Consider the following 25,459-nt stretch of genomic DNA (forward strand, 5'->3'; position numbering starts at 1 on the left):
AACATGCCAATGACTTTTCCAACTATGGATATGACTCACGTATCGGTTCGCGGCGGACACGTCCTCGAGCCGGCCTTCGTGCAGGCCGAGGATCTGCTGGCCTGCCCGAACGACGACAGGCTGTTCGTCGATGTCCGCCTGGGCGACCCGGACATCGAATACCGCGCGTACCGCGATGGCCACATCTTCGGCGCCGTCCATGGCCAGATCCGCGATGCATTCGCGGCGGAACCCACCCCGGCGAGCGGCAACCTGCCGCTGCCCGGCCTTGGGCAACTGGCCGACACCCTGCGGAACTGGGGCGTGGGCCGAGACACCGAGATCGTCGTCTACGGCCCCACCCCGGCGCTGGCCGCCCGCGGCTGGTGGGTGTTGCGCTGGGCCGGACTCGCCAAGGTGTTCCTGCTCGATGGCGGACTGAAGGCCTGGATCGCCGCCGGCGGCGCGCTGGCGCGCGGCGACGAACCCCATCGGCGCCGGTTGCCCGAAGTCCTGGCCCTGGCCGGAGGAGATCTGCCGCAGATCGAGGTGGACGAGGTCGAGCAACTGCCGGACGGCGCCGTGCTGGTCGATGCGCGGGACGAGGCGTCTTACCTGGCCGGGCATATTCCCGGCGCCCGGCATCTGGCCGCCTCCGAGTTCTGGACCCCATCGGGCCGGCTGCGGCCCGCCAGCGAACGGGCCCGCCTGCTGGCGCAGGCCGGCCTCGAGCCCGACGGCGAGGCCGTGGTGTACTGCGGCGGCGGCGTCCTGTCCGCCCTGGTCGCGATGATCATGGCCGAAGCCGGTATCCGGCCCCGGCTGTACGTCGGATCGTGGTCCGAATGGAACAAGGACCCGGAACGCATGCGCCGCAGCGCGGTGGGAGAACAAGCATGAGCGCGTCCGTGATGCAGGTCGACGTCGCCATCTGCGGCGGCGGCCCCGTCGGCCTCGCGCTGGCCTATCTGCTGGGCAGGGAAGGGCTGCGTGTCGCGCTGTTCGAGAAGCGCCCCAGCACAACCGTGCTGCCCAAGGGCCAGTACGTCCATGCTTCCACCGCCGAGCTTTACCGGCAATGGGGAGTCTGGGAACTGCTGGAAGGCAAGGGGTGGTCCATTCCTCGTTCCAATGGCCAGGGTTTCTACGTGCGCGTGGCCCAGGGGCCGGTGGCCGACGTCCGCTCCTCGCTGGGCACCGACGCGGAATACGAACACAAGTGGGCGCAGCTCGCGCCCGTCTATCCGCGCAAGGTCCCGGCCTCCGACTACGAGGCCGCGCTGCGCCACCAGGCGGCCGCCTGGCAAAGCGTCGCGCTGCACTTCGGCACCCAGGTGGTGGGCGTCGAGGACCTGGGCGGCGGCGTGCGGCTGTCGGTGAAGGAACTCGAAGCGGGCACGCAGCGCGAGGTTGGCGCGCGCTACCTCGTGGCCTGCGACGGTGCTCGCAGCTTCGTGCGCAACCGCATCGGCCGGGGCGAGGACCACGGGCCCACCTTCGGCAACCAGGTGCTGGCCGAGTTTCGCGCCGACCTGGACGACACCCTGGGGCGCGACGGCTACTTCCATTCCTTCGTGCTGGATCCGCGCTACGCCGGCTGGTTCGGCAGCAAGCATCCGGACACGGGGCTGTGGCGGTACAGCTTCCGCCACGACGAGGATCCGCTGCCCGATACAGATGCCCTGCTTGAGCGGATACGCGGCGCGCTGGGCATGCCGGGCCTGCCCGTCGAGATCGTCCGCGTCTACCGCTTCGACTACACGACGGGCCTGCTGCGCAAGTGGCGCGAAGGCCACGTCCTGTTCGCGGGCGACGCGGCCCATTGGCATTCGCCCTGGGGCGGATTCGGCGCCAATACCGGCGTGCAGGACGCCAACAACCTGGCCTGGAAGCTGGGCCTGGTGCTGCGCGGCGCCGCGCCCGATACCCTGCTCGACACCTACGAGGTCGAGCGCAAGGGCAAGGCCTTGCTTACCGTCAAGGCGGCCACCTACAACTCGCTCAACTTCCAGGCCATCGCGGCGGCCATCGCCGTGGGCGAGCCCGGCGTCAGCCTGAACGGGACCTTCAGCCCGCAAGCCATCGCCTTCCTGAGCGAATGCGTCGCGCCGCACGGCGACAACAGCGTGCTGCATACCGGCTTCCAGCTCGGCACGGTCTACGACTCCGCCGCCGTGATCCGCGATGGCGACGAGCCGCCGCGCGCCACCCTGGAACACTACGAGGAAAGCACCGTGCCCGGCGTGCGCGCACCCCACGTCTGGCTGTACGACTCCGCCGGTCGCAGGCTGTCCACCGTCGACCTGTGGGGCACCGCCTTCTCGCTGGTCGTGCAGCGCGATGCCCAGGCCTGGACCCAGGCCGCCCGCGCCGTGGGGCGGGAACTGGGCGTGGCCCTGCGCGTCGTGCTCGTCGGCCCCGAGGGCCACTACCGGGCCGACGAACCCAAGTTCGGCCGGCTGTATCCGGTGGCGGACGGCGGCGCCGTGCTCGTGCGGCCCGACGGATTCGTCGCGCGCCGCCTGCCGGCGCAGGCCGAGGGCGCCGCCGGACCGGCGCTGCGCGACACCCTCCGGCGCCTGCTGACCCTCGAGCAGAACACCGGGGCGGCAGCGAGCCTGCCCGGGCTGGAGGCCCCCGTGGGGTGAAGGCGGGCCGGGGAGGCTAAAATCGGAATACCCCGGCCGGGCCGCCTCGCGCGCCGCCCGCCGGGGCGACCTTTTTTCCTCCTCCCAACACGGCTTTTTCCCATGCTCGATATCGCTCTGCTGCGCAAAGACACCCAGGCTGTGGCCGCCCGGCTCAAGGACCGGGGCTACACGCTAGACCTCGACGGCTTCAACTCGCTCGAGTCGCGGCGTAAGTCGGTGCAGACGGAGACCGAAACCCTGCAGGCCCGCCGCAATGCGCTGGCCAAGCAGATCGGCATGCTCAAGGCCAAGGGCGAGGACGCCTCCGCCGTGCTGGCCGAATCCCAGGCCATCCCGGCCCGCCTGAAAGCGCTCGAGGAAGACCTGGCCGGCATCCAGCGCGATTTGCAGGACCTGCTGTTGGCCGTGCCCAACCTGCCGCACGCCAGCGTGCCCGGCGGCGCCTCCAGCGACGACAACGTCGAGGTGCGCCGCTGGAGCCGCGACGGCAACGACCCCGCGCCGTTGCCCTTCGAGGCCAGGGACCACGTCGCCCTGGGCGAACCGCTGGGCCTGGACTTCGAGACCGCCGTCAAACTGTCCGGCTCGCGCTTCACCCTGATGCGCGGCCCCATCGCCCGCCTGCACCGGGCCCTGGCGCAATTCATGCTGGACGTCCAGACCGGCGAGCACGGCTACACCGAGTGCTACACGCCCTACATCGTCAACACCGCCACCCTGGTCGGCACCGGCCAGCTGCCCAAGTTCAAGGACGACATGTTCTGGGTCACCAAGGGCGGCGAATCGGTCGACGAGAACGGCGACGCCGTGCCGCGCGAAGACCTCTACCTGATCTCCACCTCCGAGATCACCCTGACCAATACCGTGCGCGGCGAGATCGTCAGCGCCGAATCGCTGCCCATCAAGCTGACCGCCCACACCCCGTGCTTCCGCTCCGAGGCGGGCAGCGCCGGCCGCGACACCCGCGGCATGATCCGCCAGCACCAGTTCGACAAGGTCGAGATGGTGCAGATCGTCCATCCCGAGCGCTCCTACGACGCCCTCGAGGAAATGGTCGGCCACGCCGAAGCCGTGCTGCGCAAGCTCGGCCTGCCGTACCGCGTCGTCCTGCTCTGCACCGGCGACATGGGTTTCGGCGCCGCCAAGACCTACGACCTGGAAGTCTGGCTGCCGGCCCAAGCCGCGTATCGCGAGATTTCTTCCGTGTCCAACTGTGAGGCGTTCCAGGCCCGCCGCCTGCAGGCGCGCTTCCGCAACGCCCAGGGCAAGCCCGAACTGCTGCATACGCTCAACGGTTCCGGCTTGGCCGTGGGACGGGCGCTGGTCGCGGTTTTGGAGAACTACCAGCAGGCCGATGGCAGCATCGTCGTGCCCGAGGCCCTGCGGCCCTACATGGGCGGGGTAGAGCGACTCACTCCGTAACATTCGTCGCCTGCCTGATCCCCCGGGGTGCGTTACGGTTGAAAAACCTACATCCCGGAGGAGCCAGCCATGTTGAAGTGGGCACTGATCTTTTTCGTGGTCTCGATCATCGCCGCGTTGTTCGGATTCACCGGCATCGCCGCCGGCGCGGCCGCCATCGCCAAGTTCCTGTTCTTCCTGTTCCTGATCCTGTTCGTGATCTTTCTGGTGCTGGGGCTCACGGTGTACAAGAAAATCACGGATTAGCGACGGCAGGACACAGCGCAAATTTCTGTGCTATAGTTGCGGGCTGTTGTCTGGTTCCGGCCACGGGCCAGGCAAGCACTGAAAGGTGCACGGAGAGGTGGCAGAGTGGTCGAATGTACCTGACTCGAAATCAGGCGTACGGTAACCCCGTACCGTGGGTTCGAATCCCACCCTCTCCGCCAGACACATGTAAGTCCCTGATTCTTCAGGGGCTTTTTTCTTAGTGCCCTCTACTTGGGGTCACTCATTGGGGTACCTCTTCCTCTGGAAGATGGTCCCATAAAGCGTTCCACTCGCATCGTTCAGTGACGGCATGGTGTTTATTACTATCGCCACCAGTTCACCGAGGCTGGGACGCGCCGCGAAAAGCGGTTCTCACTGAACACCAAGAATCCAGCCACTGCCAAGCAAGGGTCACTACTTGTTTCCGCTATGCTTATAGCGAACAGGTCTGGGATAGCTATGGCACACGATGACGTGAACATTAAACAGGTGCTGGACAAGATTGGGGACGATGCACGCAATCTGGAAGTGGTGTTTGAGAACGGCACCCTCAGGATGAAGGCTGATCCCAATGTTCCGGGCGCCGTAGAAGCTCTTTTGAGGGTCGGAAAGGACTTCCTGAGCAGTGAGCTTGGGCAATCCTTCAAGCATGTCCTGACGCCTCAGGCAGCACCTGTTGTGCCTTCATCTGAGGTAGCACAGCAACCATCTATTGCGGCTGCACCAGTGCCCATTCAAGCACCAGTGGCACAGCCTGCTATCGCTACTGGTGGCATGACCAACGAGGAATCGATCAAGCGTTATGCCACGCGGCAAGGTCCCAAGCTTGCCCCCAGCACGTTCTATGAATACGGGAACTACCATCGGCTCTTCAAGGAATGGATCAACAAGCGCCATAAGCGTGAGCACATTCCCATTCGTGAAGTGATACGTCAGGATCTCTCAGCCTTCATTGATGACCTGTTGGCAGAAGGACTTGCCCACAAGACCATCAAGGAAAAGTATCTTGCAGCCGTCTCTGGCTTGTTCGTGCTGGGAAGGTCTGAGGGGTCATTTCCTGACAACATCACGTTGTCATCCCATGGGCACAATTTGCTCACCAAGCGTGAAGCGAAAAAGGTGCAGGACAAGACCAGTAGGAAACCTTTTACCGAAGAGGACTTGAAGAGCATCTTCAACCCCGAAACGTTTTTGGCTCAGAAGAACCCCACGGACTATTGGCTTCCATTGCTTGGATTGTTCACTGGCGGGGTATCAATGAGCTTTGCCAATTGATGGCAACCACCGACATCGAAAAGATTGGCGATATCTGGTCAATTTCCATCAATGATGAGGATGAGTCCCAGCGCCTCAAATCATCGGCTGCAAGGCGTGCCTTTTGGTGGCATGTTGTTCCCTTACCTGACGCAAGACACCAAGAAGCAAAATTTCAGTGGAACACCGAGCGAGCGCTTTGGCAATTATCTCGATACATTGGGCATCACCGATAAGCGCAAGGTCTTTCACTCTTTCCGCTCAACGTCCAACAATCGATTGAAGCAACAAGGTGTGGCTGAGGAAACGCGCTGCCAATTCATTGGGCATGAGCATGACACTGTGAATTCAACGGTCTATTCCGAGGATCACAATGTGGCTTATTTTCTTGAGCATGCCGCAAGCAAGCTCAGTTTTGATGTGGATTTCGATAAGATTCCCTATCCGCGTGATCTTATCGTTAAAGCAACAAAGCAAAAATTGCTCATCAAACAACGGCGTGAGAATCATAAGAAAGTGCCTGAAGAGCGAGCCAATAGCAAATAGACCCCCATGCCAGTCATTCCCCAAAAACTCTACAAATACCGTCCGTTTAGCACTTATAGTGTGACGGAGATAGAGCGCAATGAGGTCTACTATGCCAATCCAAAGAGCTTCAATGATCCATTGGATTGTAGTCCAGTCATCGATGTTGATGTTTCAACTGAGATGCTGGAAACGCTTTGCGCCCGCATGCTGCTTGAAAAGTATGGTGAGGAGATAGGTAAGCCAAAGGTTGATGCTGATCTCAAGCGATTTCGCTATAACGCCACCGAACCCAATGAAGATGGTAGCCCAGCCAATGTGGAGCGCAATTATCGCTGGTATCTCAAAGGAGCCATAGAAGAATCACTTGTTCGTCAGATGTCACGTCATGGTGTTCTTTCATTGGCACAGAAATGGGATTGCCCTTTGATGTGGAGCCACTATGCTGATCAGCATAAAGGTATCTGCATTGAATACGACACATCAGATTGCCGATTTGAAACCCCTAAGCCCGTTGACTATTCAGGCAACCGAAACATCAAAGCCAGTGATCTACATGGGTTCTATGTGGAGCACCTTCAGGCAGCACGAGAGCGTGTCTTTGATGGCTACTTCTATCATAAGGCTCGACAGTGGCGCTATGAGAAGGAATGGCGCGTAGTGCGAAAGGGCAATGGTGTAGATGGTAGCCCCTACAAGATATCCGCCATCTACTTTGGCGTGAGGTGCGAGGCTTCCGTAGAGAGCATGATTGTGAAGCTATTCCAAGGCTCACCCTACGAACCTAAGTTCTATCGGATGAGTGAAGATACCAAGACGTTTAAGCTTCGCCGCTATCACCCTGAAATGGAGGACTTCCTTTATGAGTCTCCAGCGCTATCCACGCGATGGCGTGAAGAAGAGATTAAGAGTATGTTTGAAGACGAAAGCGAAAGTACGAATTAACGTTATATCTTGCCCTTGTTTTTGATTTCAGCGGATACGGGCAACTTGCTTTCAAGTTTTACTTTTAGCTCTTTGGTTTCTTTCCACTTGATAGCCTATTCCTTCACATCAGCGGCACCATGTTCGATTGCCAGATCGACATTGGCACCAGCTTCAAGCAAACACTGAACAACCTTCAGACCACCTGTTTTTGCACCAAGCTTAATTGGCGCATCATCTCTGGCATGGACATCCGCGCCGACGTGGATCGAAGCCAGCGTCAGGGAAATGTGATTTCTAGCACGGGCTTTTATATCGCCATGAAATAGGCAATCGTCGTACCTTTTCCGCCGTACATAGTTACCGTCGAAGCGGATACCCCTGCCGAATGCACCGTCAAGGGCCAGGAGGCCAGTCGTCGGGAACAAGTTTTAGCCCATCGCGCCAGCGCTCGCGTAATGCTTTCTGAAATCGAACATCGTCACTGAAATCTGGGTGGTCAGTGATGATCACCTGGAACTTTCCGTCTAAGCTTGCGACGACATCGAAGATAAGGCTAAAAAGACGCTTGACCGCCTTGCGATCCGCGTCGATCTTTTCTTGGGTCCTTCCCTCTCCCGGCACCGTGTCTGGAGAGAAGTGTGCCTGGGACAACTGGTCGAGCAGCAGGAAAGCAGGTACTGGACGATCTCTATTCGCAAACCAAGTGTGTAGTGCCAGATGCGCAACGATGTGATAACCAACATGGTTCTCACCACTACCAATTTCGCGCATCGGGACCGGTCGCTCAGGCGTGTCTGCGACGATGGTCAGATTACGGGGATCGAGACGTAATGGAGCGTCCGAGTATTCAAGGTCGATGCGCTGAGCATAGTCCGACAAGTGGCGGTTGACGTTAGACAGGCACGATTCCATCTTCGCCTGGATAGTGTCGGCGCTGACTGCTTCGTCGAGCGTCGTCTCCTGTTTCCGTAGAACGGCAAGCCGCTCTTGCTGCTCACTGACGTCAGGCATCTGCGGGATATTCTCCACATATAGGCTGATGCGCCCCAAGACCATTGCCCGCCGAGCCTCGGTGTCTGTAGCAAGTTGGAGCCGCTCGTTCGTGCGTTTGACTGCTGTGAGCAGGGCGCGATTGTCTTCAAGACGCCGTCGTACGTCGGCAAGTCGGCTCTCGACCTCCTGAATTGCCGTTGCGATGCGCGGCGTTGCGGAGTCCATCGCTCCGCTTCGCTCGCCAATGTAATCCTGGGCCGCGCGAAGATCGCCGATGGATGGGACCTGTGAGACTTCGGGTAGGTTCTGCAGGCACAGTGGGCACGAGTGCCCGGGGGTATCATGCTCGAAGACCGTCACGGCGTTGAGCCGGGCGGCATGCTCGCGCGCCTCAGCCGAATATCCCTTGGAGCTGCCCTCGAAGCCCCGTGCACGCTCTAGCGTCGACTGCAGTGCCCGTTGCTCAAGCACCAGTTCGCTGCGAACGATGGAAAGCCGCTTGAACTCTGCGTCTTCGCCGGCCTCCTCTGCTGCCGATGGTACAGGCTTGCTCTGGATTGCGCGCAGGGTGTCGATCTTTTCCTGCCAAGTGGCTCCGTCTCCAAGTGTGGTCAGACCCACGGCCTTGGCTTCGGCAAGCAGCGTGTCGGATCGACCAATGCCATCACCTCGGATCGAGGCTGCCTCGGCGAGCCTGCGCTCGATCTGCCGGATCTCGGTGCGTACGCGTTTGAGCTCTTGCTGCTGGGCTACGTAGTCATCGGTGACGGCCCCAAGGAAGTACGGCAACGTATCCTTGATCGCCTGCGCGACAAAGCGGTCACTTGCTCCGTGGAACAGGTGCCGCCGTTGCGCAATCTCGTTCTGCGACTGCAAGCAGAAAGTGAGGGCATGGCTGATGGTAGCCGCCAGCGGCGCGCGAGTATGCCCCGCTGGTGGCTCGTGCAGATAGTCCGAAAGCCCGACCCACGAGGCGAGCAGTGAGCGCAGCCCCTCGCGGTTGGTCGTCTGGCGCAGCGCGCTTGCGGGTGGAATGGCAACTTCCGTATCGGTTTGTATATAGACCACCTCGTTGGACTTGCCGTCGCCCTTTGGCAACTGGCGGGCAACGAATGCCTGGCCGCGGTGCGTCTGCAATAGCAGGCCGAACCATGCGACGTTGCGCCGGACCTTGCCCTCGGGGACGTCGATTTCAGGGGCGCCGAAGCAGTATTCGATGATGCCGAGAATTGCCGACTTGCCCGTGCGCGAGTCGCCCGAAATGATGTTGACACGACCCGGTTCAAACGGGACAAAACGGTGGCGGCCATCGTGGCTGTAGGTGACGATGGCGCGGATCTGGATCATGCTTGTACTCCCAACAGCGCCAGCACGGTCGGGGGCGCTCCCGCTTTGCATAGCCAGCGGCCAACGAACTCGGCCCGCCGCATGCACTCCCTCACCTCGGCACTGGAAGTACGGAGGTAGCTCTTGATCTTCTTGGAATGCTCGTCGGTTGCGTCGAGCCGTCGGCCGTCTAGCGACAGCATCCCGTACTGAGCGCCGAAGAGCAGGGCCTCGCGCACGGGCTCCCGCAGCACGATCACGCCCTTGGCGACCGCCGACCGCTCCAATGGGTGGTCATGCACCCAGGTCGCAAGTGATGTGGAGACCGAACTCGGCAACTGATCGCGCGTGTGACCGCGCAGCACAAGGCTGGCCCCCACAAACGCAAGTTCGAGCGGCAAGCCGGCCGGCTCGTTTGCGGGTGCCATCGATTCGGTTCGGTAACCTCGTGCTAGGTGCCAAACGGCTACGGCACAGAAGGCCGGATTGAGCAAATTGCGCTGCTCAATGGTGCGCTCCTGCCAGGCTGTCATGCCACATTCTCTTGGGGCGGCGCATCGAAGATGGCCTTGAGCCGAGCTTCGAAATCTGGGTGCCACCCAAGCCGTCGGTCTTCGGCCAGCATATGTAATGAGCCGCGACATACCCATGGGACGTTGACGCCGGATCGGATCGGAAGATGAGCGTCCTCAGCCCACTTCAGGATGGCGCGCCCGGCTCGGGCCATCGCCTCCTCGGTGGCCTGCGAACCGAGCTCGTCGCAGACTTGGGCATATTGCAGCTCCCATTCCGCATGCAGCCGCTGATCGTACTTCTGCAGATCTGCGTCGAACAACAAGTCGTTGCGCGTCCATGCTGAGCGTTGCCGAAAGGCCTGCAGGTAGCTGGTTATCGCGTTGCGGATGCGCAGCTGGCTTCCTCCAACCAGTACTACTTGCCGGTAGAAGGGGCGATTCGCGAACTCCGGTAGCTGGTCGAGCGCTACCATCAATGCATCAAGCTCTTCATCGATCGGTAACGAATCCGGTTTGATCGACTCCTGGATCTCGGAGATCTGTGCATCGATCTCGGCGCGCGGGATTCCGCCGTCTGGATGCACCAATTCGTTCAGTACGCGCTTAAACCACCAGCCCTCCAGCATCTGCACCGACAGGTCTTGATGGTGCATCGAGACGTGGTAGAGCTCAGCCTGCAATTGATTGAGGATCGCTGCCGCGTCGGGTTGCGCAGAGATGACGTAGATGCGTGACAGTAGCTGTTCCCGCTCGCTGTCGTCCAAGGCAAGGTAGCTGTCGAACGCGGACTTGAGTTCGCTGTTGGTCGAGGTGGTAGCCGCGTGTTTGAGTCGATTGACGGCCTCAACGGTATCTCGATCAGGACCATCGATGCCCAAAGCTGAGCAGGCACTTCCCTGTGGCGCCTCGGCCGTTGCAATCAGGAAACGAGCTGTTTCTGGAGGCACTTCGCCGCTTGCAAGCCCTACCATCCAGATGCGCAGTGTCTTCCACAACTCGGGGCACAGGTCGGTCAGAGTGGCGGAGGTGTTCAGCGAGTGTTTGGTCTGCAGAACGGCAGCGGGCTCGCCGCCTACTTCGAAGCTCACGTCGTCCAGAGTTTCGATGCTGACGGTAAAGTCGCTAACGCGGCTGCGTCGTATTGCCCACAGCAGTGCGATCCGGACTTGGTATAGATAACCCACCATCGAGGCGGCGGCCCCGAAAGTGGATACGCTTGGCAAGGTCATAGCGTCATATCTGATCGTTTAGGCATGGATCGTGACCACAGCGAGTTACACAACTGCTAGGTCGCTGACTTCGTTGTTCTTGTTGCTAAATGAATCAATTATTTCATGAAGCAAAGAAATGTGACAGGCGATATGTCATCCAAGAATTCCCCAGCTTGGTCAAGGTCAACAGGAAGAATTGACTTCGCTAAGCCATCCGTTGCACCTGAGTAACGGATGGTTGGTCGCGTAAAATGCGTTCCCAAGATTTCAAGCCTGATAGCGTGTGTGTGGACTTTGTCCGGAGCGCTCCGACTGAAGCCAACACCTTTGGGGGTAGTAAAGGGGTATCTTGGTTTTCGGTTTTTAAGAAAACCCTGCATCTTCAATAGGTTATTATTCCGATAGGAATGACACCCTCCGCCAGTTTGCAAGAACCCCTTGATTTCATCGATCAAGGGGTTTTTTGTTGCCACGATCAAAATAATCACGGCATCACGCGACCCGCTATCAACCAAACCGATAGCGCCCCTGATCATCACGCACAATCGCGCGTTGGGCGGTGATATCTTCCAGCACCCGGACAAGCTCCCGCCCATCGCGCGTCCCGACCGCCGCCATGAGCTCCGCAAAAAACTTGGGCCCGCTCTCCAGCGCAGCCTCCAGGGAAGCAGGGCTTGAAGCGTCGAGCCTTGGGGGATGCGGAACCTCATGCTCGATGGGACGCCTGGCCCCAGGCGCCAGCCATGGCAGCGTCAAGTCGAATCCAGCCTTGTCGGTCGTTCGCGAGCCCTCCAACGAAGGATCCAAGGGAACCGTCCTCAAGCCGCTTTGGACGACCAAGTCCCTGCTCGCCTGAAAACGCGTCGCCAGCGCCCACTCCATCTGGGCGTCGGAATAGATATCGATGTCCGGATCGACCACGAACACATTCTTGACGTTGCCCAGGCAGCCGAATGCGGCCGCGATGGCATTGCGCGCTTCGCCCGGCACGCGTTGCTGCAAAGCGATACGGACGTTGAACGATCCTCCCGCCGCGGGGGGCGCGTAGACCGCCCGCACTTCGCGCACGGCGGACTCGAGCGCTTTCCAGACGAGGACCTCCGTGCGCAGGGAGCAAAGCTGCGCCGTATCCGTGCAGTGCATGCTCGGCCCGCCGATGGAGGAGGTTTGGAAGATGGCGTCCCGGCGGTGGGTGATCGCGGTCAAGTGGAAGAGCGGATTGCGTTTTACCGCGCCGTAGTAACCAAGAAACTCGCCGAAGGGACCTTCGGGTTCCACATGGCCGCGCTCGTCGAAATAGCCTTCTAGGATGAACTGGGCATCGGCGGGCACCATCAGATCGTTGGTCACGCACTTGACGACGCCCAAAGGCTGGGCCCGCAAGGCCGCGATAAGCGCCAGTTCGTCGCCGGGAAAGCGGAGCGTGGCGGCGAGTTGATCGATGGGATGGCTGCCGATGGCGAACGCCACCGGCGTGCGCTCGCCGCGTTCCGCGCGCGCCATGTAGATGGCGCGCAAATCGGAAGGCGCGACCAGATCCACGCCGGCCGACCGGCGGCCGCGCAGCATGAGGCGGCGCATGCCCACGTTCGTATGCCCGGCGAAGGGATCGTGGACGAAGTCGATCGACGCCGATATGTACGGCGCGCCGTCGAACTCGTGCTGCAGATGCACCGGCAGGGCGGTCAAGTCGCATTCGTCGCCGGTCAGCACGACCTCCTGGACCGGGGCATGCGCGCGCGGCACTTCCACCAGTTCGCCCGGCTTGCGCAGCCGCGCGAGCACTTCGGACAGCACCTTGTCCGCCGTGGTCCCGAAGGCGGCGGCCAGGCGGGCCCGGCTGCCCGCGACGTTGCCGCACAAGGCGAAGCGGCTCCCTTCGATGTTTTCGAACCATGCCGCGCGCGGATTGCCCTCCAGGCCGGCGGCGACATCGGCAAGCGCGACGGGCGCGGTATGTCGTTCCAGTTCGTCGGCGGGCAGGGACGCAAGAAAGGTACGCAGGCCGAATCGCTGTAGATCGGGACGGCTCTCTGACCGGGAAAGGGATGCGTTCATGTTTCTCCTCCTTGTCGCGATGGAATATTTGTAAACTTTCTTTATATAAAATATGCTTATATTAATCTCGGCAACAGAGAAATGCCACGACCATCCGCAGATGGCGGCGTAACCGCGACGCGCATGAAGCGCCCGCCTTGCACTAGGAGGAGACGATATGAAGACACGCTTTGGAACAAGAGTCAGGACCTGGCTGGCCCTGGCTGCCGTGGCGCTGGCGCCGGCTGCCGCGTCCGCCCAGGACCAGGCCGGCCGGTACCCTGACCGCATGATCAAGCTCATCGTGCCCTATACACCCGGCGGCCTGGTGGACACGTTCACCCGTGCCCTGGCCGACGACATGGCCAGCCGGCTGGGGCAACCCGTGGTTGTGGAGAACCGCCCGGGCGCCAACCAGGCCATCGGGGCCAATGCCGCCGCCCGCGCCGCGCCCGACGGCTACACCTTATTCGTCAGCTCGCAAACCGGCATGATCCTGAACCCGCTGACGACCAAGGGTCTGCTCGTCGATCCGGCGAAGGATTTCACGCCTGTCGCCACGATGTTCTCCACGCCGTTCTATCTCGTGGTCAACAGTTCCCTGCCGGTGAAATCCGTCCAGGAACTGGTCGCGCTGGCGAAATCCAAACCCGGCAAACTCACCTACGGTTCTTTGGGCCGCGGCGGCACCCACCATCTGGCGGGCGAAATGCTTACGCGCCGCACCGGCACGAATATCCTGCACGTGCCGTACAAGGGCAGCGCCCCGGCCATGAACGACTTGTTGGGCGGTCAGATCGACATGATGTTCGAAGGCGGAACCTCGACGCTTCCCTACGTCCAGGCCGGCCGGCTGCGGGCCCTGGCCTCCACCGGCAAAACGCGGAGCGAAGCCATGCCCGATCTGCCGGCGCTGAACGAAATCATCCCCGGGTTCTCGATGACGGTCTGGATCGGCCTGGTCGCGCCGAGCGGCATACCCCAGCCGATCGCGGACAAGCTGAACGCCGCCGTGCAGGCCATGCTGAAACTGCCTTCCACGCACGAGAAATTCGCGCCTGTCGGTATAGAAATGATGCCCGGCTCGCAAGCGGATTTCGCCAGGTTGATCCAATCGGATATTCCGACCTGGGCCAAGATCGTTCAGGACGCGGGAATAGAACCGCAGTAGATTTCCCTTCTGACACGCCATCCGACCGCCGCATCGGGGCCTGCTTCCGGTTCCGATGCGGTAAAGTCCATCGACACTTCGGATGGAGCGTTTGATGAACCCGAGCATGCCCCTTTACGCGTCCGCCTGCGCCGCCTTGCTTGCCTGCGCAAGCATGCTGGCTGTTTCGACGGCGCAAGCCTGCACCCGCTTTGTCTATCTCGGCGCCGGCGGCCAAGTCGTCACGGCGCGCTCGATGGACTGGAAGGTCGACGTCGGCACCAACCTGTGGGTGTTTCCGCGCGGCATGAAGCGATCCGGCGAAGCCGGCCCGAACTCCGCCCAATGGACCTCGAAATACGGAAGCGTCATCGCCTCGGGCTATGACATCTCGACAACGGACGGGATGAACGAAGCAGGGCTGGTGGCCAATGTCCTGTGGCTGGTCGAATCCTCTTACCCGGCCTACGACGGCAAGACGCCCGGCCTGACGCTTGCGGCCTGGGCGCAATACGCGCTCGACAACTTCGCCACCGTCCAGGAGGCGGTCGATACTTTGGCGAAAGAGCCCTTCACCGTCGTTACCGACAACGTGCCCGGCGAAGCCCGTCTGGCGACCCTGCACCTCTCGCTCTCGGATGCCGGCGGCGACAGCGCCATCATCGAGTACATCGACGGCAAGCAAGTCATCCACCACAGCCGCGACTACCAGGTCATGACCAACTCGCCGACCTTCGACAAACAGCTGGCGATGGAGGAATACTGGAAGCAGATCGGCGGGACGGTCATGCTGCCCGGCACGAACCGGGCATCCGACCGGTTTGCCCGGGCGGCTTTCTACGTCAACGCGATTCCCAAGGCGGAAGATCCGCGGGAAACGATCGCCAGCGTCTTCAGCGTCATCCGCAATGTCTCGGTGCCCCTGGGCATCACCACGCCGGACCAGCCCAATATTTCCTCGACCCGCTGGCGCACCGTCGCCGACCACAAGCACAAGCGCTACTTCTTCGAATCGGCGCTGACGCCCAACGTCTTCTGGGTCGACCTGACGAAGCTGGATTTTTCGCGCGAAACCGGAAAAGTGATGAAACTCGACCTTGGCCCGAATCAGGCGAACATCTATTCGGGTATGGCCAACGGCGGGTTCAAGCCGGCGGCGCCTTTCAAATTCCTTGGGATCTGAATCGAGGCTCAAACTCTGCCCATAACAAACAAGCCCTCGGAAAGAGGGCTTGTTGTTTTGAAGCTACGCCGGGAGCAACCGGCGTATTCCGCAAATTACAGCGGCGTGATCTTGGTCGCCTGGGGACCCTTGGGGCCCTGGCCAGAGACGAAGCTGACGCGCTGGTTTTCCTGCAGCGACTTGTAGCCGTTGCCCTGGATTTCGGAGAAATGCGCGAACAGGTCCTTGCCGCCGTTGTCCGGCATGATGAAGCCGAAGCCCTTTTCAGCGTTGAACCACTTGACGATACCGGTTTCCATAATTGTTTCCTTGATGGAGAGATGGGCTCATGCCCGGGACGAGACGATCAAGGAGGGACTAGAACAATTTATGGCGCATCATCGGACCGCACACAACCGCAGAAATCGCAACACTTGAAGATCTTCCGCCACTATCGGTCCTGAGGCTCCCGCCGTCAAGGCGTATCGTGTGTAACGAAACGCGGATGGCCATGGAGCCAAGCGGGCAATGGATGTGCAATCATCCTTCCGAAACCGCCACTCCCCGCCGCTCCATGCTCCAGCCCCAGGCCCTTCGCTACTTCGCCGAAGTCGTCCGCACCGGCTCCTTGCGCCGGGCGTCCGAACTCTTCTTCGTCGCCCCCAGCGCCATCAGCCGCCAGATCGTGAACCTGGAGCAGGAGCTGGGCGCGCCGCTGTTCGAGCGTTCGCCGCGCGGCATGCTGCCTACCGAGGCGGGACGGATGCTGTTCGAGTTCGTCCGCGACAGCGACCATCGCATCGAGCGCATCCGCTCGGATCTGCACGACCTGACCGACCTGCGGCGCGGCACGGTCCGGCTGGCGGTGATCGAGGCCGTGACCGGGGATTTCCTGCCGGCGCTGATGACGCGTTTCAGCGCTTCCTACCCGGGCATCGATTTCCACGTGGAGGTGTGCGGCACGCACCAGATCGCCGACCGGGTGGTCGAGGAGTCGGCCGAGATCGGGCTGGCGTTCGACGTGCTGAGCCGCGAGGACCTGGTGCTGCAAGGCCGGCTGGCGCAGCCGTTGCAGGTGATCTGCCGTCCGTCGCATCCGCTGGCGCGCCGCAAGTCGCTGCGCATGGCGGATCTTGCCGGCGAGCGGATGGTGTTGCCCGACGAGACCTTCGGCACCCGCTATCTGATCGATCACGCCGCCGCGCGGGCCGGCGTCGCGCTGTCGGTTCATTGCGTGGCCAATTCGCTGCAATTGCTCAAGACGCTGGTGGCGGGGTCGGATGTGATCTCGTGCATGCCGCCGCTGACGTTCGCGAATGAAGAAGCGGCCGGGCTGCTGGCCGGGGTGCCGGTTTCGGACAAGTCGTGCCGGCAGGCCAGCCTGGACATCATTACGGCGCGCCATCACAAGCTCTCGGCCGCGGCCCGGGCTTTTCTCGAGCCCCTGCTGGGGATGTGCAAGGGGCGGTGATCTCACCCCGAGTGTTCTGTTTTTCAGAATGCTGCCATCACTTTTTCCCGCTTCCGTGTGACAGTCCCGCCGCGTTTAATGAAAGCACTTTCATGGAACGCCTGGAGCCTGCCGCATGACCCTAGAGAAAATCCTGTCTCCCTATGACGGCAGCGTGGTGGGCGAAATGCCGGTTGCCGGCCCCGCCGACGTGGAGCAGGCCATAGGCCGGGCGCAGCGCGCCTTCGAGATCATGCGCAAGCTGCCGCGTTTCGCGCGCGCCGACATCCTGGCGCGGGCGGCGGAACTGCTGAAGGCGCGCCGGGACGAGTTCGTGCGCACCATCGCGGCCGAGGCGGGCAAGCCGCTGTTCGATGCGCGCGGCGAGGTGTCGCGGGCGATCTTCAACCTGACCAACGCGGCGGCGGAGGCCCGGCTCCAGCATGGCGACGAGGTGCCGCTGGACGCGGACGCCGGGGTGTTCGAGTACCAGACCACGGACGCCGATGGCCGTCCGGCTTCGCTGGCGGACCTGGACCACGCGGCGCTGGCGTCGATGCGCCGCCGCGTGGGGATCGCGCGCCGCTTTCCGATCGGGACGATCCTGGCCATCGCGCCCTTCAATTTCCCGCTGAATCTGGTGATGCACAAGGTCGCCCCGGCGATCGCGGTGGGCAACAGCGTGGTGCTCAAGCCGGCGCCCCAGACGCCGCTGACCGCGCTGCTGCTGCAAAAGCTGCTGGCCGACGCGGGGCTGCCCGCAGGCGCGCTGGAGGTCGTCCATTGCCCGGTGGACCTGGCCGAGGCCATGGTGCGCGACGAGCGTTTCGCGATGGTGACCTTCACCGGCAGCGCCAAGGTGGGCTGGCACATCAAGGCCATCGCCGGCCGCAAGAAGGTGGCGCTGGAACTGGGCGGCAACGGCGCGGTGATCGTGGCCGAGGATGCGGACCTGGACCTGGCTGCCGCGCGCTGCGTGCGGGGCGGGGTGGTGTACGGCGGCCAGTACTGCATAGGGGTGCAGCGCATCCTGGTGCAGGAGTCGGTGGCCGATGCCTTCATCGAGAAGCTGGTCGCGAAGGTCGAGGCCTGCCGCGTGGGCAATCCGATGGAAGAGGGCGTCGACGTCGGCCCGGTGATCGACGAGAACTCGGCCCGGCGCATCCAGTCGTGGGTGGACGAGGCCTTGGCGCAGGGCGCGCGCGTGCTGGCGGGCGGTTCGCGCGAACGCGCGGTGGTCATGCCGACGGTACTGACCGACACGCGGCCCGGCATGAAGGTGGAGGACGAGGAGATCTTCGGGCCTGTCGTCACCGTGAATCGCTACCAGGATTTCGACCAGGCCGTGCGGCGTGCCGCCGATTCGAAGTACGGACTGCAGGGCGGCATCTTCACGCAGGACCTGCGCCGCGCGTTCCGCGCGATCGAGGACTGGGAGGTCGGCGGCCTGATGATCAACGACGTGCCCATCTACCGTATCGACAACATGCCCTTCGGCGGGTGGAAGGAGTCCGGCACCGGCCGCGAAGGCACGCGCTACGCCATGGACGAGATGTCCGAGATCCGCCTGATGGTCATCAACTACGCCTGATTTTCCCTTGCCGCACTGACGCCAGGAGCCTGTCCATGAAACGCTTGACCGTATTCTTCGGGATCGCTGCCTTTGCCTTGCTGTCGGGCGCCGCCCGCGCCGACACCTATCCCGCCAAGCCCATCAAGATGCTGGTGCCGTTTCCCGCGGGCGGCACGGTGGATTTCTTCGCCCGCACGGTGGGCCCGCGGCTGGCCGAGGCGCTGGGCCAGCCGGTGCTGATCGAGAACCGCGCGGGCGCGGGCGGCAACATCGCGGCCGAGGCGGTGGCCAAGTCGCCGGCCGACGGCTACACGCTGCTGATGGGGTCCGAGATCGTCTCGATCAACATCACGCTGTACGAGAAGCTGGGCTACGACCCGGTGAAGGACCTGGCGCCGGTGGTGCTGGTCGGCACCGTGCCCAACATCCTCTTGGTCAGCCCCTCGCTGCCGGTCAAGACCACGCAGGAACTGATCGCGTATGCCAAGTCGGGCAAGAAGATGTCGTATGCGTCCACGGGCCTGGGCACCTCCAGCCAGTTGTCGTCCGAGCTGTTCAAGTCGGTGGCCGGCATCGACGTGCTGCACGTGCCGTACAAGGGCGGGGCGCCGGCCATCGTGGATCTGGCCGGCGGCCAGGTCGAGATGATGTTCGTGAACATGCCCACCGGGCTGCCCATGGTCAAGGGCGGCAAGGTGCGCATCCTGGCGGTCACCAGCGCGCAGCGCGCGCCGCAGGTGCCGGACGTGCCCACCATTGCCGAGACCCTGCCGGGCTTCGAGACCGCGGCATGGTCCGCCATCTACGCGCCCGCCGGCACGCCCCGGGCGGTGATCGACAAGCTGAACGCGGCCATGGTGAAGATCCTGCAGATGCCCGACGTGAAGGCGGCGCTGGCCGAGCAGGGCGCCGTGCCGGCCGGCGGCACGCCGCAGGCCCTGGGCGAGTTCACGAAGTCGGAGATCGTCAAATGGGCAAAGATCATCAAGGCGTCCGGCGCCAAGATATAGTCCGTCGATCCATCCCCGCCACGAGGCTCCGCATGTCCCAACCTTCTCTTCGCATCGCCGTCGGCGACTACGACCGCACCCGCGCCCTGGTCGACGGCAGTGTCGGCGTCCAGGGCTTCGAGACCCGGTTCGCGACCGGCGACCTCGAGGCCATCTTCTCGCAGGCTTTCCAGACCGCCGAGTACGAGGTCACCGAGCTGTCGTTCAGCAATTTCCTGATCGCCAGCGTGCGCGGCGGCTGCCCTTATCTGGCCTTGCCCATTTTCCCGTCGCGCTCGTTTCGCCACTCGGCCATCTACGTGCGGGCCGGCAGCGGCATCGCCACGCCGGCCGACCTGGCCGGCAAGCGCATCGGTCTGCGCGAGTATTCCAACACGGTGGCGCTGGTCGCGCGCGGCATGCTGTCGGACGAGTACGGTTTTGATCCGGGCCGTTGCGAATGGTTTGCCGGCGACGTGGACCACGTGGAGCGGGACACGATCGATCCGCGCAACTGGCCCGAGGGAGTGAAGATCCAGGCCGTGCAGGGCCGCACACTGTCGTCGATGATGGAGGCCGGCCAGCTCGATGCGCTGATCGCCTATACGCCGCCGGTGGCCTTCGGCCGCGCGGGCGCGGGCCGGCTGTTTCCCGACTGGCGCGACGTGGAAAAGGACTACTACGCGCGCACGCGGCGCTTTCCCATCATGCACGTGATCGCGCTGCGGCGCGACGTGGCCGAGGCGAACCCCGGCCTGCCCAAGGCCCTGCTGGCCGCGTTCAACCAGGCCAAGCAGGTGGCGCAGGACCGCCTGGCCATCCACCAGGCGCTGCCCATCATGCTGCCGTGGATGCAGGCCGAGGCCGAGAGCACGCAGGCGCTGATGGGGCAGGACTTCTGGCCCTACGGCTTCGAGGCCAATCGCGACATGATCGAGACGCAGATCCGCTGGTCGCACGAGCAGGGGCTGATCCCGCGCCGGCCGAACATGGGCGAACTCTTCCTGGGGGAATGAGCCGGCGGCCGGCCTTCGAGGACGCCGCGAGGGTTCGTACTAGAATGGACTGACGTCCTCTTGACGAACGGCTGACGGCGATGGCCTTGAATCGTTCGACCTCGGAAGCGCCGGCAAGCCCCGGCCGGCGGATCGCCGACTATGGCTTGATCGGCAACATGATCTCGGCCGCGCTGGTGGGCCGCGACGGCGCCATCGACTGGCTCTGCCTGCCGCGATTCGATTCGCCGGCATGTTTCGCATCGCTTCTGGGAACCTCGGAAAACGGCCGCTGGCGCATCGCGCCGGTGGGAACGCCGGTGTGCAGCCGCCGGCGCTATCTTCCCGGAACGGCCGTCATCGAGACGACGTTCGAGACCGCAGACGGCGCCGTGGAACTGATCGACTTCATGCCGCTGGCCGACGACGAGGAGCGCAGCGACATCGTCCGCATCGTGCGCGGCAAGCGTGGGCGCGTGTCCGTGGAAATGGAGCTGGTCCTGCGCTTCAACTACGGGCTGGTGGTGCCCTGGGTCCGGCGGCGCGACTATGGCCTGAGCGCGGTGGCCGGCCCCGATGCGGTCGAGCTGCATACGCAGGCGCCGCTGGAAGGGCGGAACATGAAGACCGTTTCGCGCTTCGAGGTCGAGGAAGGGCAGAGCGTGCCGTTCACGCTGTCCTACCACCGGTCGCACCAGACGCCGCATTTCGTGCCCGACCGCGAAGAGGCGTTGAAATACACCGTGAGCTGGTGGCAGGAATGGTCGAAGCGCTGCGCCTTCGATCCAGCCCGCGAAGGTTGGCGGGACGCCGTGGTGCGTTCCCTCATCACGCTCAAGCTGCTGACATTCCGGCCTACAGGCGGGATCATCGCGGCACCGACCACGTCGCTGCCCGAGACACCCGGCGGCGGCAGGAACTGGGACTATCGCTACTGCTGGCTGCGCGACTCCGCGCTCACGCTCTATGCCCTGCTGAATGCGGGTTATCGCGAGGAGGCCGAAGCGTGGCGGCGCTGGCTGCTGCGCAGCATCGCCGGGCAGCCGAATCAGTTGCGGATCATGTACGGGCTGGCGGGCGAACGGTGGCTACCGGAGCATGAGATTCCCTGGCTGGCCGGATATGGCGGCAGCCGGCCCGTGCGCATCGGCAACGGCGCGGCCGAGCAGGTGCAGCTCGACATCTTTGGCGAAGTGCTGGACACGCTGCATACGGCGCGGGAGGGCGTCCTTGCCGCGGCACCCGATGCCTGGCAGTTGCAGAAGGTCATGCTCGAGCACCTGGTCGACATCTGGCGCAAGCCGGACCAGGGCATCTGGGAAATGCGGGGACCGGCGCGGCATTTCACGCATTCGAAACTCATGTGCTGGGTGTCGTTCGACCGCGCCGTCAAGGCCGTGGAACGATACGGGCTGGACGGCCCCGTCGACCGATGGCGCCAGGAGCGCGACGCCATCCATGCCGAGATCTGCGCCAAGGGTTTCGATCCACGGATCGGCAGCTTCGTCCAGTCCTACGGTTCGACGGTGCTCGATGCGAGCCTGCTGCTGTTTTCCCAGGTCGGCTTTCTTCCCGATGATCATCCCCATATCCTGGGGACCGTGGAAGCGGTCGAACGGGATCTGCTGCAGGACGGATTCGTGCTCCGCTATCGCCCCGCGCGCACCGTCGATCCCTGCAAGCAGCCCGAGGGTACCTTCCTGGCCTGTTCGTTCTGGCTGGCCGACGCCTACGTCATGTCCAAGCGCATGGACAAGGCCCAGGCGCTGTTCGAGCGGCTGCTGTCGGTACGCAACGACCTCGGCCTGCTGGCGGAGGAATACGACCCGGCGTCGGGGGTGTTGCTCGGTAATTTCCCTCAGGCTTTTTCGCACGTGGGCCTGGTCAATACCGCTTTCAACCTGGTGCGGGCCGCCGGGCCGGCGCGCCAGAGAGCCGCGCGTACCGGGCCGGGTTTTTCCTCGCCAGGCCCTCATTCCTCCGCGCACCACTATTAGTCTCCCGCATACAGGGAATGACCGCCTTCTATTGGACGCGGGCCGATAGGAGCGCCTATCTTTCGTCTCCAAGAGGCGGCGCATGCCGCCCCCACAAGCATCCACCGAAGTGGAGCAGGAGACGACATGAGCCGGAATCAGCGGCCAATACGCAGCGGCATGGGCCGCAGCACCCCCGAACGCATTTTCGTCCAGGGCCTGGACCTGGCCCGGGACATCATCGGTACCCTCAACTTCGGCGACATGGCGTATCTGGAACTGACCGGACGCCTGCCCGACGCGCGGCAGTCCCGGGTATTCAACGCCATCCTCGTCACCCTGGTCGAACACGGCATGACGCCCATGGCCATCGTCGCACGGCTGACCTACCTGGGGGCTCCGGAGTCCTTGCAGGCCGCGGTGGCCGCGGGGCTGTGCGGGATGGGAACCACGTTCGCGGGTACGGCGGAAGGCGCGGCGCGGATGCTGGAGTCCGCCTGGGCCGCCTCGCCGGAGGGCTCGCCGCGGGAGTTGGCGCGCGAAGTGGTCGCGGATTTCCGCAACCGCAAGCAGTCCGTTCCGGGTATCGGCCACAACCTGCACAAGCCCGTTGATCCGCGCACAAGCCGTCTGTTCCAGGTCGCGGCCGAAGAGGGCCATGCCGGCCGCTATGTCGATTTGATGCGCGCCATCGGCCAGGAAGCCGAAGCGGCGTATGGCAAGAGCCTGCCCGTCAATGCCACCGGCGCCATCGGCGCGCTGTGCTGCGAGCTTGGGATCTCCTGGCGCGCGGCGCGCGGGATCGCGGTCATGGGCCGGGCAGTGGGGCTGGTCGGCCATCTGGTCGAGGAGCAGGCGAATCCGGTCGCCGCCGAGATCTGGCTGCGCACCGAGGAAGAAGCTGGCGAACATGACACGCCGCCCGCGGGCGGACGACAAGGAGGGTGACATGCGGCGACTATCGATGCAATGGCTGGCGGTTGCGGTGGCGGGCCTGGCCGGGTGGGGGCCGGCCACCGCGCATGCGGAATGGCCCGACAAGCCCATCCGCTTCATCGTGCCTTATCCGGCGGGAGGCGGCACCGACATCGTGGCGCGCGCCGTCGGCAAGAAGATGGCGGAGAACCTGGGCCAGCCCGTCATCATCGAGAACCGGCCCGGGGCCAGCACCATCATCGGTACCGAGGCGGTGGCCCGGGCCGAGGGGGACGGCTACACGATCGGCCTGGTGACGGATTCCCATGCGTTGAACCCGATCTTCTTCGGGCAGAAGCTGTCCTACGACTCGGTCAAGGATTTCGCGCCGGTCAGCCAACTGGTCTTCGTGCCTTTCATCCTGGTGGCCAATCCCAAGGCGCAGGTGTCCACCGTGCAGGAGCTGATCGCCGCCGCCAAGGCCCGGCCCGGGAAGATCACCTATGCCTCCATCGGGAACGGTACGCCGCACTATCTGGCCATGGAGTGGGTGAAGGCGCTGGCCGACATCGATCTGACCCATGTTCCCTACAAGGGGGTCGCTCCGGCCTTGGCCGATGTGGTGGGCGGACAGGTGGACGTGATGTTCACCGGCATGTCCTCGGGCGTGCCGCACGTGCGTTCGGGCCGGCTCAAGGGGCTGGCCGTCTCGGGCAAGGAGCGGTCGGCGATCGCGCCGGAGATCCCCACCGTGGCCGAGTCCGGCCTGAAGGAGTTCTCCTTCATGACCTGGTACGGGGTGGTGGCGCCGGCGTCCACGCCGCCGGGGATCGTGGGGCGCTTGAGCAAAGAGATCCGCAAGGCGCTGGAGAGCCCCGAGGTCAAGGAACAGTTCGTGAAGCTGGGCGTGGAAGGGGCGCCATCCACGCCGGAGGAGTTCGGTGCCTTTCTGCAAAGGGAATCGGCGCACTACCAGCACATCATCAAGTTGACCGGCGCAAAGGGCGAATAGTGGAATTGACTCAGGAACAACGGCTGATCCGGGACACGGTCCATGCGCTGGCAAGCGAACGGTTCGCGCCGGGCGCGGCGGCGGCCGACCGGCAGTATCGGCCTCCGCTCGACAACCTGAAGGTGCTGGCCGGCCACGGCTATACCGGCATCTTTCTGCCCGAATGCTATGGCGGGACGGGGCTGGGGCTGCTGGAGACGGTGCTGGTGGTGGAGCAACTGGCGCGTTCCTGCGCCAACACGGCCATGCTGTATTCCTGCACCGACGGCGCGACGCCGCGAGCCATCCTGCACATCGGATCCGAACCGCTCAGGCAGCGCTATCTGCCTGCCTTCGCCCAGGCGCAGCGGTATGCGGCCTGGAGCATGTCGGAGGCGAATGCGGGCTCCGACGTCGGCAATGTCCAGACCCGCGCCGTCAGCGACGGCCAGCATTACGTGATCAACGGCAGCAAGCTCTGGTGCACCGCCGCCCAGGTGGCCGACGTGTTCCTGGTCCTGGTTCGGCTGACCGACGAGCCCGGCATGAAGGGCGTGGGGGCGGTGCTGGTCGAGCGTGGCACACCCGGGTTTTCGGTGGGCAAGCATCTGGATCTGCTGGGCTTGCGCGGGACGGGCATGGCCGAACTGGTCTTCCAGGACTGCCGCGTGCCGGCCGAGAACCTGCTCCTGCCGGCGGGACGGATGAAGGACCTGCTGCAGGTGCTGGACGCCGATCGCATCACCGGCAACCCTCCCATCTGCCTGGGGTTGGCCCAGGCGGCGTTGGGCCATGCCGTTCAGCATCTGAAGGACCGTGCCCAGTTCGGCCGCCCGCTTGCGGAGAACCAGGGATTGCAGTGGAAGCTGGCCGACATGGCGATGGACATCGAGGCGGCGCGCGCGCTGGTGTACGGGGCCGCGCAGGCCATTGACCAGGGGCGGCAGTCGGTGGCGCAGGTTTCCATCGCCAAGACCTATGCCAACGAGATGGCGGTGCGCGTGACCAACCAGGCCATGCAGCTTGCCGGCGCATACGGGCTGTCGGAGGAATATCCCTTCGAGCGCTACTTCCGCGACGCGCGCGGCATGTCCATTGGCTACGGAACGACCGAGATCCATAGAAATTCCATCGCGCGGGAGCTGCTCAAGGGCAGCTACCTCGTCTGA

23 protein-coding genes and 1 tRNA gene are annotated in these 25,459 nt (G+C 63.4%); 18 read left to right on the forward strand and 6 right to left on the reverse strand.

Annotated elements, in window-relative coordinates:
* Positions 1–24 precede the first annotated feature (24 nt).
* The 8 genes from EGT29_RS07945 (at position 25) to EGT29_RS07980 (ending at position 7,025) form a co-directional block, all read left to right on the forward strand.
* Positions 25–879 (forward strand): sulfurtransferase, encoded by an 855-nt coding sequence (locus EGT29_RS07945; protein WP_161567737.1) that lies wholly within the window; start codon positions 25–27, stop codon positions 877–879.
* Positions 876–2,627 (forward strand): FAD-dependent oxidoreductase, encoded by a 1,752-nt coding sequence (locus EGT29_RS07950; protein WP_161567738.1) that lies wholly within the window; start codon positions 876–878, stop codon positions 2,625–2,627. The genes EGT29_RS07945 and EGT29_RS07950 overlap by 4 nt, the downstream gene beginning before the upstream one ends.
* A 102-nt stretch (positions 2,628–2,729) precedes the next feature.
* On the forward strand, positions 2,730–4,052 hold the full coding sequence (gene serS, locus EGT29_RS07955; RefSeq protein ID WP_124688511.1) for a serine--tRNA ligase: 1,323 nt from the start codon (positions 2,730–2,732) through the stop codon (positions 4,050–4,052).
* 69 nt (positions 4,053–4,121) lie between these two features.
* A complete protein-coding gene (locus EGT29_RS07960; protein ID WP_124688512.1) occupies positions 4,122–4,298 on the forward strand; it encodes a DUF1328 family protein in 177 nt (58 codons plus the stop codon).
* Positions 4,299–4,389: 91 nt separating this feature from the next.
* Positions 4,390–4,480: transfer RNA gene (locus tag EGT29_RS07965), tRNA-Ser, on the forward strand.
* Between the two features lie 280 nt (positions 4,481–4,760).
* A complete protein-coding gene (locus tag EGT29_RS07970; RefSeq protein WP_124688513.1) occupies positions 4,761–5,576 on the forward strand; it encodes a hypothetical protein in 816 nt (271 codons plus the stop codon).
* 60 nt (positions 5,577–5,636) lie between these two features.
* A complete protein-coding gene (locus EGT29_RS07975; RefSeq protein WP_124688514.1) occupies positions 5,637–6,101 on the forward strand; it encodes a hypothetical protein in 465 nt (154 codons plus the stop codon).
* 6 nt (positions 6,102–6,107) lie between these two features.
* Positions 6,108–7,025, forward strand: a complete 918-nt coding sequence (locus tag EGT29_RS07980; protein WP_124688515.1) for a DUF2971 domain-containing protein — start codon at positions 6,108–6,110, stop codon at positions 7,023–7,025.
* A gap of 95 nt (positions 7,026–7,120) precedes the next feature.
* On the opposite strand, the gene EGT29_RS07985 is transcribed toward EGT29_RS07980, so the two are convergent.
* The 5 genes from EGT29_RS07985 to EGT29_RS08005 form a co-directional block, all read right to left on the reverse strand.
* Positions 7,121–7,432: a hypothetical protein gene (locus tag EGT29_RS07985; RefSeq protein WP_124688516.1), complete on the reverse strand. Its 312-nt coding sequence runs from the start codon at positions 7,430–7,432 to the stop codon at positions 7,121–7,123.
* On the reverse strand, positions 7,401–9,347 hold the full coding sequence (locus tag EGT29_RS07990; RefSeq protein WP_161567739.1) for a DUF3732 domain-containing protein: 1,947 nt from the start codon (positions 9,345–9,347) through the stop codon (positions 7,401–7,403). The genes EGT29_RS07985 and EGT29_RS07990 overlap by 32 nt, the downstream gene beginning before the upstream one ends.
* On the reverse strand, positions 9,344–9,859 hold the full coding sequence (locus EGT29_RS07995) for a three component ABC system middle component (protein WP_124688518.1): 516 nt from the start codon (positions 9,857–9,859) through the stop codon (positions 9,344–9,346). Before EGT29_RS07995 ends, EGT29_RS07990 begins: the two co-directional genes overlap by 4 nt.
* Positions 9,856–11,070, reverse strand: a complete 1,215-nt coding sequence (locus tag EGT29_RS08000; protein ID WP_124688519.1) for an ABC-three component system protein — start codon at positions 11,068–11,070, stop codon at positions 9,856–9,858. Before EGT29_RS08000 ends, EGT29_RS07995 begins: the two co-directional genes overlap by 4 nt.
* Before the next feature lie 489 nt (positions 11,071–11,559).
* The gene (locus tag EGT29_RS08005; protein ID WP_124688520.1) at positions 11,560–13,110 is read right to left on the reverse strand and encodes a UbiD family decarboxylase; all 1,551 of its coding nucleotides are present in this window, start codon (positions 13,108–13,110) and stop codon (positions 11,560–11,562) included.
* 157 nt (positions 13,111–13,267) lie between these two features.
* Between EGT29_RS08005 and EGT29_RS08010 the strand changes: the two genes are divergently transcribed.
* Positions 13,268–14,260, forward strand: a complete 993-nt coding sequence (locus EGT29_RS08010; protein WP_124688521.1) for a tripartite tricarboxylate transporter substrate binding protein — start codon at positions 13,268–13,270, stop codon at positions 14,258–14,260.
* Positions 14,261–14,354: 94 nt separating this feature from the next.
* Positions 14,355–15,422: a linear amide C-N hydrolase gene (locus EGT29_RS08015; RefSeq protein WP_124688522.1), complete on the forward strand. Its 1,068-nt coding sequence runs from the start codon at positions 14,355–14,357 to the stop codon at positions 15,420–15,422.
* A gap of 95 nt (positions 15,423–15,517) precedes the next feature.
* On the opposite strand, the gene EGT29_RS08020 is transcribed toward EGT29_RS08015, so the two are convergent.
* Positions 15,518–15,721 (reverse strand): cold-shock protein, encoded by a 204-nt coding sequence (locus tag EGT29_RS08020; RefSeq protein WP_124688523.1) that lies wholly within the window; start codon positions 15,719–15,721, stop codon positions 15,518–15,520.
* A gap of 185 nt (positions 15,722–15,906) precedes the next feature.
* On the opposite strand from EGT29_RS08020, the gene EGT29_RS08025 reads away from it, so the two are divergent.
* The 8 genes from EGT29_RS08025 (at position 15,907) to EGT29_RS08060 (ending at position 25,459) form a co-directional block, all read left to right on the forward strand.
* Positions 15,907–16,872 carry a LysR family transcriptional regulator gene (locus EGT29_RS08025; protein WP_124688524.1) on the forward strand — a complete coding sequence of 322 codons (966 nt, stop codon included), beginning with the start codon at positions 15,907–15,909 and terminating at the stop codon, positions 16,870–16,872.
* A gap of 115 nt (positions 16,873–16,987) precedes the next feature.
* Positions 16,988–18,442, forward strand: a complete 1,455-nt coding sequence (locus tag EGT29_RS08030) for an aldehyde dehydrogenase family protein (RefSeq protein ID WP_124688525.1) — start codon at positions 16,988–16,990, stop codon at positions 18,440–18,442.
* A gap of 35 nt (positions 18,443–18,477) precedes the next feature.
* Entirely contained in the window at positions 18,478–19,434 is a 957-nt protein-coding gene (locus EGT29_RS08035) for a tripartite tricarboxylate transporter substrate binding protein (RefSeq protein ID WP_124688526.1), read from the forward strand.
* Between the two features lie 32 nt (positions 19,435–19,466).
* A complete protein-coding gene (locus EGT29_RS08040) occupies positions 19,467–20,429 on the forward strand; it encodes an ABC transporter substrate-binding protein (protein ID WP_124688527.1) in 963 nt (320 codons plus the stop codon).
* An 86-nt stretch (positions 20,430–20,515) separates the two neighbouring features.
* Positions 20,516–22,405 carry a glycoside hydrolase family 15 protein gene (locus EGT29_RS08045; protein WP_255465722.1) on the forward strand — a complete coding sequence of 630 codons (1,890 nt, stop codon included), beginning with the start codon at positions 20,516–20,518 and terminating at the stop codon, positions 22,403–22,405.
* Between the two features lie 126 nt (positions 22,406–22,531).
* Complete coding sequence (locus EGT29_RS08050) at positions 22,532–23,332, forward strand: citryl-CoA lyase (RefSeq protein ID WP_124688529.1); 801 nt, start codon at positions 22,532–22,534, stop codon at positions 23,330–23,332.
* Position 23,333: 1 nt separating this feature from the next.
* Entirely contained in the window at positions 23,334–24,311 is a 978-nt protein-coding gene (locus tag EGT29_RS08055) for a tripartite tricarboxylate transporter substrate binding protein (protein WP_161567740.1), read from the forward strand.
* A gap of 5 nt (positions 24,312–24,316) precedes the next feature.
* Positions 24,317–25,459 (forward strand): acyl-CoA dehydrogenase family protein, encoded by a 1,143-nt coding sequence (locus tag EGT29_RS08060; RefSeq protein WP_161567741.1) that lies wholly within the window; start codon positions 24,317–24,319, stop codon positions 25,457–25,459.

The sequence above is a fragment of the Pigmentiphaga sp. H8 genome (genome assembly GCF_003854895.1).
GTDB lineage: Bacteria > Pseudomonadota > Gammaproteobacteria > Burkholderiales > Burkholderiaceae_B > Pigmentiphaga.